A 15,096-nucleotide genomic window follows, 5' to 3' on the forward strand; every position below is an offset into this window, starting at 1 on the left:
GGCTGGCAGACTTCGCCGGCGATGCCATGACCATCACCGAGTCGATCACGCTCGCCCTGCCCGACGAGGCTGCGACCGCGCGCCTCGCGCAGGCGGTCGCGCGGCTCGCGCGTCCGGGCGATGCGATCCTGCTCGCCGGCCCCTACGGCGCCGGCAAGACGGCGTTCGCGCGCGCCTTCCTGCGCGCCGCCACGGTCGATCCGGATCTGGTGGTGCCGAGCCCCTCCTTCACCCTCGTGCAGACCTATGCGCTGCCGACCGGCGTCGAGGTCTGGCACTACGATCTCTGGCGCGTCGCCGGCGCGGACGAGCTCGCCGAGCTCGGCTGGGACGAGGCGCGCGCGGGGATCGCCCTGGTCGAGTGGCCGGAGCGGCTCGGCGGCCTCGCGCCGTCAGATGCGCTGACGGTCGCGCTTGCGCCGGTGCCGTACGATCCCGACGCGCGCGTCGCGACGCTGTCGGGCTGGCCCGACCGGCTCGCGGAGCTTGGCGCATGACGCCCGAGGACTTCCTCGCCGCGCACGGCTTCGGCGCGGCCGAGCGCGTGACGCTGCCGGCCGATGCCTCGTTCCGCCGCTACGAGCGGCTGGTCGGGGGGCCGGTGTCGGCACTGCTGATGCTCTGCCCACCCGGCCGAGAGCCGATCGCCCCCTTCCTGCATATCGCCGCGCATCTGCGCGGGCTCGGTCTGTCGGCGCCGGAGGTCTATGTCGTCGACGAGACGGCCGGACTGGCGCTGATCGAGGACCTGGGCGAGGACACCTTCACCGCGCTGCTCGCGCGCGGCGAGAACGAGACCACGCTCTATGTGCTGGCGGCCGAGACGCTCGCGGCCCTGCACCGTCACGCAGCGCCCGAGGGCCTTCCCGCATGGGATGTGGACACGATGGCGAGCGCCGCCGCCGCGACGCTGCTCGACTGGTGGTGGCCAGCCGCGTTCGGTGCGCCGCCGGACCAGCGCGTGCGGGCGGGCTTCGCCGAGGCCGCGCGCGCCACACTCGCGCCCTTCGCCGATGATCCGCCCGTGCTCGTGCACCGCGACTTCCATGTCGACAACCTGCTGCGGCTCGACCGCGCGGGCGCCGCCGCCTGCGGCCTCCTGGACTTCCAGGACGCCGGCGCCGGCCATCCCGCCTATGACGTGATGAGCCTGCTCGAGGATGCGCGGCGCGACATCGATCCCGCCGTGCGGCGCGCCGCCCTCGCGCGCTATCTCGACGCCGCGCGCGTGGCCGACCGCGCGCGCTTCCTCGCTGCCTTCGCCGCGCACGGCGCGCTGCGGCACGCCCGCGTCGCTGCGCTCTGGACCCGGCTCGCGCGCCGCGACGGCAAGCGGCACTACCTCGCCCACGCGCCGCGTACCTGGCGGATGCTTGACCGCGCGCTCGCCCATCCCGCCTGCGCGCCTATCGCCGCCTGGTTCGACGACACCATCCCGCGCGGGCTCCGCCGCGCCCCCGAGGAGCATGCCGCATGAGCCTCTCGCCGAAGCGCGGCATGGTGCTCGCCGCAGGGCTCGCGACGCGGATGCGCCCGCTCACCGACACCACCGCCAAGCCGCTGCTGCATGTCGCCGGTCGCTCGCTGCTCGACCGCGCGCTCGATCACCTGGCGGATGCCGGGGTGGAGCGCGTCGTCGTCAACACCCACTGGCACGCGGACGCCGTGCACGAAGCACTCGCTGCGCGCGGCCGGCCGGCGGTGATCGAAAGCCACGAGGAGACGCTGCTCGACACGGGCGGCGGCGTCGTGCGCGCGCTGCCTCATCTCGGCGAGGCACCGTTCTATGTCGTCAACGGCGACGCGTTCTGGCTCGACGGCGCGCGGCCCGCGCTCGCCCGCCTCGCCGATGCGTTCGATCCCGACACCACCGACGCGGTGCTCCTGGTGCATCGCGCCTCGCATCTGCCCTACTACGCCGGGCGCGGCGACTTCGCGGTCGATCCCTGGGGACGCGTGCGACGGCCGAAGGAGAAGGAGATCGTTCCCTATCTCTATGCCGGTGTGCAGCTCGTTGCACCCGCGCTGTTCGCCGCGGTACCCGAAGGTCCGTTCAGCACCAACCTCCTGTGGAACCGCGCGATCGCGGCTGACCGGCTGCGCGCGGTGGTGCATGACGGCATCTGGCTGCACCTCTCCACGCCCGAGGACCTGACCGAGGCCGAGGAGACGCTGCGCGGGCGCACATCCGTCTTCGCCTATGCCCGCTGACGCGTTCGCGCATCCGAACCCGCGCGTCTTCACGATCGCGCCCGACCGGCCGTTCCTCGACGATCTCGCTGGCGGGATTCTCGCGCTCGCGGGCGACGATCCGCTGGCGCTCGCGCGCATCACGGTTCTCCTGCCGACCCGGCGCGCCGGTCGCGGTCTCGCCGACGCCATGCTGCGCCTCACCGGCGGGCGGCCCGCACTGCTGCCGCGCATCCACCCGATCGGCGATCTGCCCGACGAGGCGCTGGCGCTGTCGGGCGCGCTCGATGCCTCGCCCGCCGTGTCGCCGCTCGCGCGCCGCGCCGCGCTCGCCCGCCTCGTCGCGGCCTTCGAGCCCGACCTGCCGCTCGACCGCGCCTGGCGGCTCGCCGAGGAGCTGGGCGCGCTGTTCGACGAGATGGCGACCGAGGATGTCGATCCGGCGAAGCTGCGCACGCTGGTGCCCGATCGTTTCGCCGAGCATTGGCAGCGCACGCTGACGTTCCTCGACATCGTCACCGGCGCCTGGCCCGACGAACTTCGCGAGCGCGGCGAGAGCGATCCGGCCGAACGGCGCGTGCGGCTGCTGCGCGCGCAGGCGGACGCGTGGCGCACACACCCGCCCGACGCGCCGGTGATCGCCGCCGGCTCGACCGGCTCGATCCCCGCGGTCGCCGAACTGCTCGGCGTGATCGCGGCGCTGCCGAAGGGTGCCGTGGTGCTGCCCGGGCTCGACCAGCGCCTGCCCGATGCGCTGTGGGACAGGCTGCCCGATACCCACCCGCAGGCCGGGCTCGCGCGCCTGCTGCGCGGACTCGCGATCCCGCGCGAGGCGGTGCGTGCCTGGCCCGCCCGTGCCGAAGCCGCACCGATCCCCGACCGCAGCGAGCTTGCCGCCGCGATCATGGCGCCGCCCGAGGGGCTGGAGGCATGGCGGCGACGCGACCCGGATCGCTGGCGCGCGGCCCTCGTCGGTCTCGCGCGTGTCGATGCGGCCGATCCGCACGAGGAGGCGATGGTCGCGGCGCTGGCGGTGCGGCGCGCGCTGGAGACGCCGGGACACACGGTGGCCGTGGTCACGCCCGACCGCTTCCTCGCCCGCCGCATCGCCACCGAGCTCGGCCGGTTCGGCGTGCGTGCCGACGACTCCGGCGGCGAACCGCTGACCAACACGCCCGCCGGCACCTTCATCCGCCTGCTCGCCGCCGCGGTCGCGGAGCACCTCGCGCCGGTGACGCTGCTTGCGCTGCTCAAGCATCCGCTCGCCGCCGCCGGCGAGGTGCCGTCGCGGTTCCGGCTGGAGGCGCGCGCGCTGGAGCGCACCGCGCTGCGCGGGCCTCGACCGGCGCCCGGGCTCGACGGGCTTGCCGCTGCGATCGAGAGCGCGCGCGGCTTTCCACCGCGCGGGGCGGATTTCAACGCCGCGACACGCTGCCTCGATCGCATCCGGCCGATCCTCGCCCCTGTGCTCGCGCTCGTCGAGCAGCGATCCGTTCCACTCGGCGATCTTCTGGAGGCGCATCTCCGCGCGGCGGAACGGCTCGCCGACACGCCCGAGGTCCCCGGCCCGTTCCGCCTTTGGGCGCGCGAGGACGGCGAGGCGCTGGCGCGCCATCTCGCCGAGCTCGCCTTCGCGGTCGAGAGCCTGCCGCCCGTCACGCCGCGCCAGTTCCCCGCCTTGCTCGAGCCGATGCTGGAAGGCCCGGTGGTGCGGCTGCGCCGCGTCGAGGCGGAGCATCCGCGCGTGGCGATCCTCGGCGCGCTGGAGGCGCGGCTGCAACGCGCCGACCTGATCGTGCTCGCCGGCCTGAACGAGGCCACATGGCCCGCGGCCGCCGAGCCGGGCCCATGGCTGTCGCGGCCGATGCGCGAGGAGATGGGCCTGCCCTCGCCCGAACGGCGCATCGGCCAGGCGGCGCACGACGTCGCGCAGCTGCTCTGTGCCGGCGCCGAGGTGCTGCTGACGCGCAGCCGCCGCGCCGAAGGGGCACCCACCGTGCCGTCGCGCTGGCTGTCACGGCTCGCCGCCTTCCTGCACGGACAGTTCGGCGACGAGGCGGAGCGACTGCTCCGCCCGCCGGAGGACTACGCCGCGATCGCGCGCGTGCTCGACGATCCGGGCGCGCCGATGCCGGCACCGCGTCCGGCGCCGCGCCCGCCGCTCGTTGCGCGGCCGCGACGTCTGTCCGTCACCGAGATCGCGACCTGGATCGCCGACCCCTACGCGCTCTATGCGCGCCGTGTGCTCGGCATCGAGCCGCTGGAGCCGATCGACGACGAGGCGGATGCGGGCGATTTCGGCGATATCGTGCATGGCGGCATCGCCGATGTGCTGCGCGCCACGAGGCTTGCCTGGCCGGCGCGTGCGGACGCCGAGCGGATGCTGATCGACGCGTTCCTGCGCCGGCTCGACCGGCGCGGCGCGCGACCGGCGCAGGCGGCGCTGTGGCGGCCGCGGCTTGCGCGCATCGCCGCCTTCGTCGCCGAAACGGAAGAGGTCCGGCGCGCGAACGCGCCGCTGCGGGGCCTGTTCGCCGAGGTGAAGACCGAGCACGCGATCGGCGGCCTGCCGGGCGGGCCGCTGCTGCTGGTTGCGAAGGCGGACCGGATCGAGCAGCGCGACGGGCGTCTCTCGGTGCTCGACTACAAGACCGGCACGGTGCCGAAGGATGCGCAGGTGACGTCAGGCACCCAGCCGCAGCTCACGCTGGAGGCAGCACTCGCCGCGCGCAGCGCGTTCGACGGCATCCCGGCGCTGCCGCCGGGCGAACTCGCCTACTGGCATCTCTCCGGCGGCTATGTCGCGGGTGCCGAGCATCCGCGCTGTGCCGGCGAGGAGGCCGCCGCAACGGAGGCCGCCTGGACCGGGTTGCTGCGCCGGCTGCACGCCTTCGACGATCCGGCGACGCCCTACATGGCGCGTCCGCACCCGCGGCTGGAGATGTTCCGCTCGCCCTACGCGGTGCTCGCGCGCGTCGACGAGTGGTCGGCGGGGCAGAGCGCCGAGTGAGCGCGCCGACCCCCGAGCAGCGGAAGGCGGCCGATCCGCGCGCCTCGTCCTGGGTCTCGGCCTCGGCCGGGTCGGGCAAGACCCGGCTGCTGGTCGATCGCGTGCTCAGGCTGATGCTGGCCGGGAACGATCCGGCGCACATCCTCTGCCTCACCTTCACCCGCGCGGCGGCGGCCGAAATGGCGACGCGCTTGCAGGCGCGGCTCGGCGACTGGGCGACGCTGCCGGACGCGGCGCTGGATGCCGAGATCGAGGCGCTCGCGGGGGCGCGGCCCGACAAGGACACGCGCGACCGTGCGCGGGCCCTGTTCGCGCGCGTGCTTGACCTGCCGGGCGGGATGAAGATCGCGACCATCCATGCCTTCTGTCAGGGGCTGCTGCGCCGCTTTCCGCTCGAGGCGCGCATCCCGCCGCAATTCGCGCTGGTCGAGGAGGCGGAGGCGCGCGGGCTGCTCGAACAGGCGCGCGAGTCCGCACTCGCCGAGGCGCCGCTGACGCAGGCAGGCGAGCAGGCGGTGGCGCGGCTCGCGGCGCTCACCGATCCGGGCCGGCTCGGCGAGGCGATCCGTGCCGTGCTGCCCGCGCGCGGACGGCCCGGGCTCGCCGCGATCGGCAACAGCCCCGACGGCGTGGCCGCGGCGCAGCGGCGCGTGCTCGGGCTCGACATCGACGACACGGAGGCGTCGGTGCTCGCCGCGGCGTGCGACCCGCCGGCGGCAGTCACGGACGCGCTCGCGCGGCTCGCCGCGGCGTGGATCGGCGCGAACGGCGCGCAGGAGGAGAGCGGGCACGGCGTGCGTGCCTGGCTCGCCGCCGATGCGGCCGCGCGCGCGGCGCGATGGGACGCGTACCGGCTGCTGTTCCTGACCACCACCGGCGCGCCGCGCGCCGAGAAGACCGTCGCACCCAGGACGGTGCAGTCGCTCTGCGCCGACGCCTTCGCGATCGCCTCGGCCGAGGCCGAGCGCGTGCTGGAGGTCGACCGCCGGCTGCGCGCGGTGCGGCTCGCCGAGGCCTCGGCTGCGCTGGCGCGCGTCGGCCTGCCGGTGATCGAGCGCTACCGCGCGGCAAAGGACGCGCGTGCGGCGCTCGACTACGACGACCTGATCGCCCGCGCCCGCCGCCTGCTCGAAACCCAGGGCGCGGTGGAGTGGGTGCACTACAAGCTCGATGCGGGGCTCGATCACGTGCTGCTCGACGAGGCGCAGGACACCAACCCGGACCAGTGGGCGGTCGTCGGCGCGCTGACCGAGGAGTTCTTCACCGGGCTCGGCGCGCGACCGGGGCCGCGCACCATGTTCGCGGTCGGCGACGACAAGCAGTCGATCTACGGCTTCCAGGGTGCCGATCCGCGGGCCTTCGTGGACTGGAAGTCGGTGTTCGAGCGCCGCGCGCACGACGCGCGCGCACGCTGGCAGCCCGAGAGCCTGACGCTCTCCTTCCGCTCGGTCGCCCCGGTGCTGGCGCTCACCGACGCCGTGTTCGCGGGCGACGCCGGGCGCGGCGTGTCCCTCGCCGGCAGGACGATCGCGCACCGCGCCGCGCGCGAGGGCCATGCGGGATCGGTCGAGCTCTGGCCGCTCGTGTCGGGCAGCGAGGTGCCGGAGCCGGAAGCCTGGGACCCGGTGACCGAGGCCGTGGACCTGCCCGACCCCGCGCAGCGCCTGGCGGTGGCGATCGCGCGGCGCATCAAGTCCTGGATCGGCCGCGAGGAGCTGCCGGCGCGCGCACGCCGCATCCGCGCCGGCGACGTGATGATCCTGGTGCGGCGGCGCGACGCCTTCGTCGCCAAGCTGGTGCGCGAGCTGAAGCGCGAGCAGGTGGCGGTCGCGGGCCTCGATCGCCTCACCCTCGCCGACAGCCTGCCGGTGCAGGACATCCTCGCCCTCTGCCGCACCGCCGTGCAGCCGGAGGACGATCTCTCGCTCGCCGAGGTGCTGCGCGGCCCGTTCTGCGACGTCGACGAGGAGAGCCTGTTCGCGCTCGCGCGCGACCGCGACGACGTCGCGCGGCTGCGCCCCTCCACGCTGTGGTCCGCGCTGCGCGATCGGCGCGCCGAGCGGCGCGAGTGGGAGCACGCCGCGTCGCTGATCGAGGAGATCGCCGCACGCGCCGACTACGACCGCCCCTACGACGTGCTCGCGCATCTGCTCGGCGAGAAGCGCGGACGGTGGCGGCTCAGGCGCCGGCTCGGCCCGGATGCTGCCGATCCGATCGAGGAACTGCTCGCCCAGGCGCTGCACTACGAGCAGCTGGCGCCGCCGAGCATGCAGGGCTTCATCCACTGGATCGAGCGCAGCGGGCTGGAGGTGAAGCGCGAGCAGGAGGGGGCGGGCGATGCGGTGCGCGTGATGACGGTGCACGCGGCCAAGGGGTTGCAGGCGCCGATCGTGATCCTGCCCGACACGGTGCGCCCGCCGCCGATGCAGGACACGGTACTGTGGGCGACCGACACCATCGACGACGCGCATCTTGTGCCGCTGTGGGCGCCGCGCGCCGCGCTGCGCGATCCCGTGTTCGACGACCTGCTCGCGGCCGAGAAGACGCACCAGGATGCCGAGTACCGCCGCCTTCTCTATGTCGCGCTGACCCGCGCGGAGGACCGGCTGATCGTCTGCGGCTGGTACGGCGTGCGCGGCCCGGGCAACGGAAGCTGGTACAGGCTGGTCGAGGCGGGGTTCCGTGCGCTCCCCGATGCGGCGCCCTTCCCGTTCGACAGCCGGGGCAGCGACTGGGCGGGCGCCCAGGGCTGGGAGGGCGAGGGTTGGCGGCTCGAAGCGCCGCAGGAGCGCCCGCCCGCCCCCGACCGGCGCGAGGCCGAGCCGCCGGCCCTGATCCGCCCGCCCCTTTGGGCCGAGACCCAAGCCCCTGCCGAGGCGCCCTCGCCGCGCCCCATCCGCCCCTCGCGCGAGGATGGCGAGGAGCCGCCGGTCGCCCCGCCGGTCGCGGCCGGCGATCGCGGCGGGCGGCGCTTCCGCCGCGGGATCATCGTCCACGCGCTGTTGCAGCACCTTCCCGATCGGCCCCCGGCTGACCGGCGAGCCGCCGCGCAGCGCTTCCTCGCCGGCCAGGAAGTCACCCCCGGCGAGGCGGCGGCGATCGCGGCCGAGACGCTGGCGATCCTCGACGACCCGGCCTTCGCGCCGCTCTTCACCCCCGGCAGCCTGGCCGAGGCGCCGATCATCGGCCGGATCGGCGCGCGCGCGGTCAACGGCACCGTGGACCGGCTGGCGGTCACGGACGAGGCGGTGCTGATCGCCGACTACAAGACCAACCGCCCGCCGCCCGAGCGGGTCGAGGACGTGGCCCCGCTCTATCTGCGCCAGATGGCGGCGTATCGGGCCGTGCTGCGCGCGGTGTTCCCTGGCCACCCCGTGCGTTGCGCCCTTGTCTGGACCTATGCCGGACGGCTGATGCCCCTGCCCGACCGCGCGCTCGACGCCCACGCGCCGGATGCAGGGGAGGGCTGACCGATCCCCCCGCTTGGACGGCCGGCGCCGTGTCACGATATGCTGGCCAGTCGTGCAACTCTCGGGAGCCAGCGCATGAGCGCGAACACCAAGTCCGTCTCCGATCAGAGCTTTGAGACCGACGTCCTGAAGGCCCAGGGCCCCGTGCTGGTCGATTTCTGGGCCGAGTGGTGCGGCCCCTGCAAGGCGATCGCCCCCGCGCTCGAGGACATCGCCAAGACCTACGAGGGCAAGCTCACGATCGCCAAGGTGAACATCGACGAGAACCCGGTGACGCCGAACCGCTTCGCCGTGCGCGGCATCCCGACCCTGATGCTGTTCAAGGGCGGCCAGGCGATCGCGACCAAGGTGGGCGCCGACAGCAAGAGCAACCTCTCCGCCTGGGTCGAACAGAACATCTGACACACGGGGACGCGAGCAGGGGTTTTCCCGCTCCGCCCGCACCGCCACCTCCCCGACGGTCCAACCGTCGGGGAGGTTTCTCATGAGAGCCCTGCTGTTCGCCGCCGCCGGACTCGTGCTGGCCGGCCCGCTCGCCGCGCAGGAGGTGGTGCGCACCGAGCGTGCCGCGTTCCGGATCGCCCCCGTGGCGCAAGGGCTGGAGCACCCCTGGGGACTCGCGTTCCTGCCGAACGGGTGGATGCTGGTGACTGAACGCCCCGGCCGGGTACGGCTGGTCGGTGCGGACGGCCGGCTCTCGGCGCCGCTGGGCGGCCTGCCCGAGACGGTGGCGCGCAGCCAGGGCGGCATGCTCGACATCGCGCTGCACCCCGAATTCGCGCAGAACGGCCTCGTCTATCTGTGCCAGGTGCAGGCCGGCGAGGGCGGATTCTCCTCGACGCTGGTGCGCGCGCGCTTCGCCGAGAGCCGGTTCGAGGGTGCGGAGACGCTGTTCGCCGCCGAGCCGCGCGCGACCACCGGGCAGCATTTCGGCTGCCGCCTCGCCTTCGGCCCGGACGGCATGATCTACATGGGGCTCGGCGATCGCGGCCGGATGGACCGCTCGCAGGACCTCGCCGACCACAACGGCTCGCTCTTGCGCCTCACCCCGGATGGCCGCGTGCCGCCGGACAACCCCTTCGTCGGGCGCACTGACGCGCGGCCCGAGATCTGGTCCTGGGGTCATCGCAACATCCAGGGCCTCGCCGTGCGGCCGGGCACGGGGCAGGTCTGGCTGCACGAGCACGGGCCGCAGGGTGGCGACGAGGTGAACCTGATCAAGCGTGGCGCGAATTACGGCTGGCCGCGCGTCACCCACGGCGTCAACTACGGCGGCGGGCAGATCACGCCGCACACCGCGCTGCCCGGCATGGAGGACCCCGTGCATGTCTGGACGCCCTCGATCGCGCCCTCGGGCATGGCGTTCTACGAGGGCGACGCGTTCCCCGGCTGGCGCGGCAACATCCTGGTCGGCGCGCTGCGCTCGCGCCTGCTGGTGCGGCTGACGCTGGAGGGTGACCGGGTGGTGGCGGAGGAGCGCATCCCCACCTTCGGCGAGCGCATCCGCGACGTCCGGGTCGGGCCGGACGGGCGGGTCTATCTGCTGACCGACGATTCGCGCGGCGCGATCTGGCGGCTTGACCCGGCATGACGGCGACGGTCGAGACGCATCTGTTCGCCGCACCCGCGGGGGGCGTGCCGAACAACCCGGACCTGCCGCTGCTGGTCTATCGCGGCGTGCTGGCCGAGGCCGAGCGGTCGGCCGCCGCGATGCGCGCGCTCGCCGGCGCGCGCGGCTGGCACGGGTTCTGGCAGGGCGGGGTCTATCCGTTCCACCACTTCCACGCCGACGCGCACGAGGCGCTCGGCGTGATCGCGGGCCGGGCGCGCGTGCAGTTCGGCGGCGATGGCGGGGCGAAGGTCGAGCTCGCCGCCGGCGATGTGGTGCTGATCCCCGCCGGGGTCGGCCATTGCGCGCTCGGGGGCAGCGCGGATTTCGCCTGCGTCGGCTTCTATCCGCCGGGCGCCGAGCCGGATCTGGAGCGCGACGAGGCCCCGCCGGAAGATGCCGCTGCGCGGGTCGGCGCCGTGCCCCTGCCCGCGACCGATCCGCTGTTCGGCGAGGACGGGCCGCTGGTGCGGCTCTGGCGCGCGCGGGTCAGTCCGGCGTGAGGTCGCGCTCCCAGGTCTCGGAGACGAGGTCCTGGCCGAAGCTCGTGTGCGGTTCGCGCGCGGTGCAGACGAAGCCGGCCGCCTCGTAGATCCGCCGCGCCGCCACCAGCACGTCGTTGGTCCAGAGCGTCATGCGCGTGTAGCCGGCCGCACGCGCGAAGCCCATCGCGTGCTCGACCAGGCGTTTGCCGATCCCCAGGCCGCGCGCCTCCGGCTCGACCAGCAGCAGGCGGAGCTTGGCGGTGCGCGCGTCCTGGCGCACCACGAACACGGAGCCCACCGGTGCGCCGCGGCACTCGGCGATCCAGCCGCCCTCGCGCGCGGGGTCGTGGGCGCGCAGGAAGGCCGCGACGATCTCGGCGACCAGCGCCTCGAACTCGGCGTTCCAGCCGTACTCCCGGGCGTAGAGCCGGCCATGGCTCTCCACCACCCAGCCGCCGTCGCCCGGGCCGAGCGGCCGGATCAGCCAGGGCGCGGGGGCGTCCGGGTCGAGCAGGGTCTCGATCGTGCGCATCGCCGCGACCAGGCGACGGCGCGCCGGCTCCGGCAGGGCGCCGAGCAGGCCGCGCACCTGGCCGCGCGAGGCCGCGTCGAGCCCGGCGAAGGCGTCGCGTCCTGCTGCGGTGAGCCGCAGCGCGGCGCGGCGCCCGTCCTGCGGGACCGGCGCGCGCACCACCAGCCCGTCGGACTGCAAGCGGGTGAGGATGCGGCTGAGATAGCCGGGATCGAGGTCGAGCCGACGCGCCAGCGAGCTCGCCCCTTGGTCCGGCGCCTGGGCGAGCTCGTAGAGCACGCGCGCCTCGGTCAGCGCATAGGGGCTGTCGAGCAGGCCCTCGCGCAGCACGCCGAGGCGGGCGGTGTAGAAGCGGGTGAAGCGGCGGAAAGCGGCGATCTGGCGATCGAGCGGGGTATCGAGCGATCCGTCCATGTGTGCGTCCCGATTAAGGCAATCACTTTGTTGCTTGAGGCAAGCATCACTCGGGAACGGTCGCGGCGCAAGCCGGCACGCAGGGGGCGGGCCCCGGGGTGTGGGGGGGGGCGGCCCCACGCCCGCCCCCCGCGCGTCATGGTCAGCGGACGGTGTCGTCGATGCGCCCGGCCACGGCGGTCTCCCGGTCGGGGGTCACGCCGATCCGCATGGCCTCGGCCGCGTTGAACGCGCCGGGCTCCTCGCCGGTGGCGGCGACATGGCCGCCACCCCAGAGCGGGCTCGCGGCCGAGAGATCGAACCCGCCACCGCTCTCGCCGGAGATCGGGCCGGTGAACCCGCCATGATAGGTCGCCGTCATCGACCCGTCATGCGGCTGCTCGCTCGGACCCTCGGCCAGAGCGGCAGTCGTGGACACCAGCAGGGTGATGGCGGCGGCAATCGCACCGTACCTCATGAGCGTTCTCCTTCGCTGCCTCGCGGCGCTGCCGCGGGGTGCCGCGTTGCAAGGCCGCGGCGGTTGCCCCGGGCGCTCGCCCGCCTGCATCGGTCGGACCGAGATGCGTCGTAACGGAACCTGTCGCGACGCGAACGGTCCGGCGGCAGGATGACCGCGTCCGGAGCAGCGGTGCGGGGAGGCTGATCCGACATTCCCTCGCGCTGCCGAGGAGCAGACTGTCCGATGCGATCGGCGCCCGCTGTGCGCTCCGGCACAGGTCGTCAAAGAAGTGGAACGGAACCGGGAGTTCGCCGGGCCGCGGCCACCGGTTACATGCGCGGGACGGATAGCGGCAATCGGCGCGCCGACGCATCCGATCGCCGAGCTGCGGCGAAGTCCTGGCATCGCCCGCTGAAGGGCGCCCGTCGGGACGGTCCCGCCGGGCCGTTCCAGGAAAGAACCAGGCCATGACCAAGACGCTCTTCGCCGCCCTTGCCGCGCTCGCCATCGCCGCCTCGCCTGCGCTCGCCAGCGAGCAGCCGCATGACGGCGCCGTGCACCCGACCTTCACCGGCGGCTTCACCGGCCCCACCTCCGGCGAGGCGGGCGGCGGCTTCGACCTGTCGCGCTCGATGCCGCTCTACAGCGGCGGGCAGATGATGAACCAGAACAGCGCCGAGGGCGGCAGCAGCTTCGATGCCATGCTCGCGACCAAGGTCGGCCGCGGCATCTCGGCCAGCAGGATCCGCGGCTGAGGTCGGCCCTGCCCCCTGCCCCGGCGTCGCGCCCGCGACGCCGGGCTCAGCCGTTCTCGCGCAGCACCACGCCGGCAAGGTAGAGGCTGCCGCAGATCAGAACGTTTCCGGGACGCTCCGTGGACGCGACAATCGCGGCGAGCGCGTCGGCGATGCGCGGGCCGATCCGCGCCGCGCCCCCGGAGGCGGCGACGATCTCCTCGGGCGAGCGCGCGAGGTGCTGCTCCGGTTCCGCGACCGCCCAGACGCTCGCCGCGTGCGGCAGGATCGGCGCCAGAAACCCTTCCGCTCCCTTGCCCTTCTTCATCCCCACGATCACGTGCCAGGGCCGGTCCGTCACGGTCGCGAGATGGATCCCGAGCGCGCGTCCGGCATCCGGGTTGTGCCCGCCATCCAGGGTCAGCGACCATCCCGGCGGCAGCATCGCCGCCAGCTTCCCGCGCGTCAGGCGTTGCAGCCGCGCCAGCCATTCCGCTGTCGTGAGGCCCGTGGCGATCGCCGCGGCGCCGATCCGCGAATCGGCGAGCGCGCGCACGGCCGCGACCGCGATCCCGGCATTGTCGTGCTGGTGGATGCCCGCGAGCGACGGCGCGGGCAGGTCCAGCGTACCGGCGCGGTCCTCGTAGCGCAGGCCCTGGCCCGCTCGGGCGATCGTCCAGTCGCGGCCGCGCGCGGCGAGCGGCGCGCCGACCGCGTCCGCGCGGGCGGCGATCACCCCGAGCGCGCGCGCGTCCTGCGCGCCGGTGACCGCAGTCACGCCGGACTTCAGGATGCCGGCCTTCTCGAACGCGATCGCCTCGATCGTGTCGCCGAGGAACTCCATGTGATCCATCGAGATCGACGTGATCGCGCAGGCGGCGGGACGCTCGACCACGTTGGTGGCGTCGAGCCGCCCGCCGAGCCCGACCTCCAGCACCAGCAGATCGGCCGGCGTCCCGGCGAACAGCAGGAACGCGGCCGCGGTCGCGATCTCGAACACGGTGATCGGGTCCTCGCCGTTCGCGCGCTCGCACGCCTCGAGCGCCTCAGTCAGCGCGGCGTCGTCCACCAGCCGCCCGGCCAGCCTGATCCGCTCATGGAACGTCACCAGATGCGGCGAGGTATAGACATGCACCGGCATCCCCGCCGCCTCGCCGATCGCGCGCAGGAACGCGCAGACCGAACCCTTGCCGTTCGTGCCGGCGACGTGGATCACCGGCGGCAGGCGCCGCTCCGGGTGGCCGAGCCGGGCGAGCAGACGCTCGATCCGGCCCAGGCTGAGGTCGATCAGCTTCGGGTGCAGCCGCGCGAGGCGCTGCATCACCGACTCGGCGGGGCTCATGGTCGGGTCAGGGCGTGGGGATGGCGGGCAGCTCGATCACCTCGGCCGAGGGACGCTCGGCCTCGATGCGTCGCGCATCAGTGAGCAGGCCGATCAGGCGCGCGAGCGTGGCCTTCATCTCGCCGCGCTTGACCACGGCATCGACCATGCCGTGCTCGTGCAGGTACTCCGCGCGCTGGAACCCGTCGGGCAGCTTCTCGCGCACGGTCTGCTCGATCACGCGGGCACCCGCGAAGCCGATCAGCGCGCCGGGTTCGGCGAGGTGGATGTCGCCCAGCATGGCGAAGGAGGCGGTGACGCCACCGGTGGTCGGGTCGGTCAGCACGACGATGTAGGGCAGCCCCGCCTCTTTCACCATGCGCACCGCGATGACGGTGCGCGGCATCTGCATCAGGCTGATCGCGCCCTCCTGCATGCGCGCGCCACCCGAGGCGGTGAACACCACGAGGGCCGCTTCCTGGAGCACGGCGAGGCGCGCGGCGGCGAGGATCGCCTCGCCCACCGCCGCGCCCATCGAGCCGCCCATGAAGTCGAAGGCGAAGGTTGCGACCACCGACTTCTGTCCGCCGATCGTGCCGTGCGCGACCAGCACCGCGTCCTCGAGCCCGGTCTCGCTGCGCGCCGCCTTGAGCCGGTCGGTGTAGCGCTTCTGGTCGCGGAAATGCAGCGGATCGGCCAGCACCTTCGGCAGCTCGATCACCGCGTAGCCCTCGTCGAGCACCGAGGCGAGGCGCTCGCTCGCGGGCAGGCGCATGTGATGGCCGCATTGCGGGCAGACGCGCAGCGACTTCCTCAGGTCGTCGTGGAAGATCATCTGCTGGCAGGAAGGGCAGGTGTGCCAGAGATTGTCCGGCACCGGCTTCTGGCCGAG

Annotated in this window: 13 protein-coding genes; 9 read left to right on the forward strand and 4 right to left on the reverse strand. The window is 74.1% G+C overall.

The window, feature by feature from the left end; all coding sequences use genetic code 11:
• The first annotated feature begins 26 nt into the window (after positions 1 to 26).
• From tsaE to ACTIFU_RS03370, 8 genes are all read left to right on the forward strand, one after another.
• On the forward strand, positions 27 to 497 hold the full coding sequence (gene tsaE, locus ACTIFU_RS03335) for a tRNA (adenosine(37)-N6)-threonylcarbamoyltransferase complex ATPase subunit type 1 TsaE (RefSeq protein WP_439576869.1): 471 nt from the start codon (positions 27 to 29) through the stop codon (positions 495 to 497).
• The gene (locus ACTIFU_RS03340) at positions 494 to 1,477 is read left to right on the forward strand and encodes an aminoglycoside phosphotransferase family protein (RefSeq protein WP_439576870.1); all 984 of its coding nucleotides are present in this window, start codon (positions 494 to 496) and stop codon (positions 1,475 to 1,477) included. Before tsaE ends, ACTIFU_RS03340 begins: the two co-directional genes overlap by 4 nt.
• Complete coding sequence (locus ACTIFU_RS03345) at positions 1,474 to 2,211, forward strand: nucleotidyltransferase family protein (RefSeq protein WP_439576871.1); 738 nt, start codon at positions 1,474 to 1,476, stop codon at positions 2,209 to 2,211. The genes ACTIFU_RS03340 and ACTIFU_RS03345 overlap by 4 nt, the downstream gene beginning before the upstream one ends.
• On the forward strand, positions 2,201 to 5,200 hold the full coding sequence (addB, locus tag ACTIFU_RS03350) for a double-strand break repair protein AddB (RefSeq protein ID WP_439576872.1): 3,000 nt from the start codon (positions 2,201 to 2,203) through the stop codon (positions 5,198 to 5,200). The genes ACTIFU_RS03345 and addB overlap by 11 nt, the downstream gene beginning before the upstream one ends.
• Positions 5,197 to 8,670, forward strand: a complete 3,474-nt coding sequence (gene addA, locus ACTIFU_RS03355) for a double-strand break repair helicase AddA (RefSeq protein WP_439576873.1) — start codon at positions 5,197 to 5,199, stop codon at positions 8,668 to 8,670. The genes addB and addA overlap by 4 nt, the downstream gene beginning before the upstream one ends.
• 75 nt (positions 8,671 to 8,745) lie before the next feature.
• Positions 8,746 to 9,072, forward strand: a complete 327-nt coding sequence (gene trxA, locus ACTIFU_RS03360; protein ID WP_439576874.1) for a thioredoxin TrxA — start codon at positions 8,746 to 8,748, stop codon at positions 9,070 to 9,072.
• An 82-nt stretch (positions 9,073 to 9,154) separates the two neighbouring features.
• A complete protein-coding gene (locus ACTIFU_RS03365; protein ID WP_439576875.1) occupies positions 9,155 to 10,261 on the forward strand; it encodes a PQQ-dependent sugar dehydrogenase in 1,107 nt (368 codons plus the stop codon).
• Complete coding sequence (locus tag ACTIFU_RS03370; RefSeq protein WP_439576876.1) at positions 10,258 to 10,782, forward strand: cupin domain-containing protein; 525 nt, start codon at positions 10,258 to 10,260, stop codon at positions 10,780 to 10,782. Before ACTIFU_RS03365 ends, ACTIFU_RS03370 begins: the two co-directional genes overlap by 4 nt.
• Here ACTIFU_RS03370 and ACTIFU_RS03375 read toward each other — a convergent pair.
• Positions 10,769 to 11,710, reverse strand: coding sequence for a bifunctional helix-turn-helix transcriptional regulator/GNAT family N-acetyltransferase (locus ACTIFU_RS03375; protein WP_439576877.1), 942 nt, complete (start codon positions 11,708 to 11,710; stop codon positions 10,769 to 10,771). The two genes, ACTIFU_RS03370 and ACTIFU_RS03375, sit on opposite strands and share 14 nt — an antisense overlap.
• 142 nt (positions 11,711 to 11,852) lie before the next feature.
• On the reverse strand, positions 11,853 to 12,167 hold the full coding sequence (locus ACTIFU_RS03380; RefSeq protein WP_439576878.1) for a hypothetical protein: 315 nt from the start codon (positions 12,165 to 12,167) through the stop codon (positions 11,853 to 11,855).
• A gap of 449 nt (positions 12,168 to 12,616) precedes the next feature.
• Here ACTIFU_RS03380 and ACTIFU_RS03385 point away from each other — a divergent pair, with 449 nt between their 5' ends.
• Positions 12,617 to 12,904, forward strand: coding sequence for a hypothetical protein (locus tag ACTIFU_RS03385; protein ID WP_439576879.1), 288 nt, complete (start codon positions 12,617 to 12,619; stop codon positions 12,902 to 12,904).
• Positions 12,905 to 12,950: 46 nt separating this feature from the next.
• Here ACTIFU_RS03385 and ACTIFU_RS03390 read toward each other — a convergent pair whose 3' ends face one another.
• Both ACTIFU_RS03390 and accD read right to left on the reverse strand, forming a co-directional pair.
• Positions 12,951 to 14,225: a bifunctional folylpolyglutamate synthase/dihydrofolate synthase gene (locus tag ACTIFU_RS03390; protein WP_439576880.1), complete on the reverse strand. Its 1,275-nt coding sequence runs from the start codon at positions 14,223 to 14,225 to the stop codon at positions 12,951 to 12,953.
• Between the two features lie 7 nt (positions 14,226 to 14,232).
• Positions 14,233 to 15,096: acetyl-CoA carboxylase, carboxyltransferase subunit beta (gene accD / locus ACTIFU_RS03395; RefSeq protein WP_439576881.1), on the reverse strand; the 864-nt coding region annotated here is incomplete at its 5' end.

Origin of the sequence: Elioraea sp., from assembly GCF_051860475.1 — a bacterium.
Lineage (GTDB): Bacteria > Pseudomonadota > Alphaproteobacteria > Acetobacterales > Acetobacteraceae > Elioraea.

Bases quoted from the DNA above. Each gene is read 5' to 3' on its own strand.
- tsaE (WP_439576869.1), top strand. From the start codon at position 27: ATGACCATCACCGAGTCGATCACGCTCGCCCTGCCCGACGAGGCTGCG.
- ACTIFU_RS03340 (WP_439576870.1), top strand. From the start codon at position 494: ATGACGCCCGAGGACTTCCTCGCCGCGCACGGCTTCGGCGCGGCCGAG.
- ACTIFU_RS03345 (WP_439576871.1), top strand. From the start codon at position 1,474: ATGAGCCTCTCGCCGAAGCGCGGCATGGTGCTCGCCGCAGGGCTCGCG.
- addB (WP_439576872.1), top strand. From the start codon at position 2,201: ATGCCCGCTGACGCGTTCGCGCATCCGAACCCGCGCGTCTTCACGATC.
- trxA (WP_439576874.1), top strand. From the start codon at position 8,746: ATGAGCGCGAACACCAAGTCCGTCTCCGATCAGAGCTTTGAGACCGAC.
- ACTIFU_RS03365 (WP_439576875.1), top strand. From the start codon at position 9,155: ATGAGAGCCCTGCTGTTCGCCGCCGCCGGACTCGTGCTGGCCGGCCCG.
- ACTIFU_RS03370 (WP_439576876.1), top strand. From the start codon at position 10,258: ATGACGGCGACGGTCGAGACGCATCTGTTCGCCGCACCCGCGGGGGGC.
- ACTIFU_RS03375 (WP_439576877.1), bottom strand. From the start codon at position 11,710: ATGGACGGATCGCTCGATACCCCGCTCGATCGCCAGATCGCCGCTTTC.
- ACTIFU_RS03380 (WP_439576878.1), bottom strand. From the start codon at position 12,167: ATGAGGTACGGTGCGATTGCCGCCGCCATCACCCTGCTGGTGTCCACG.
- ACTIFU_RS03385 (WP_439576879.1), top strand. From the start codon at position 12,617: ATGACCAAGACGCTCTTCGCCGCCCTTGCCGCGCTCGCCATCGCCGCC.
- ACTIFU_RS03390 (WP_439576880.1), bottom strand. From the start codon at position 14,225: ATGAGCCCCGCCGAGTCGGTGATGCAGCGCCTCGCGCGGCTGCACCCG.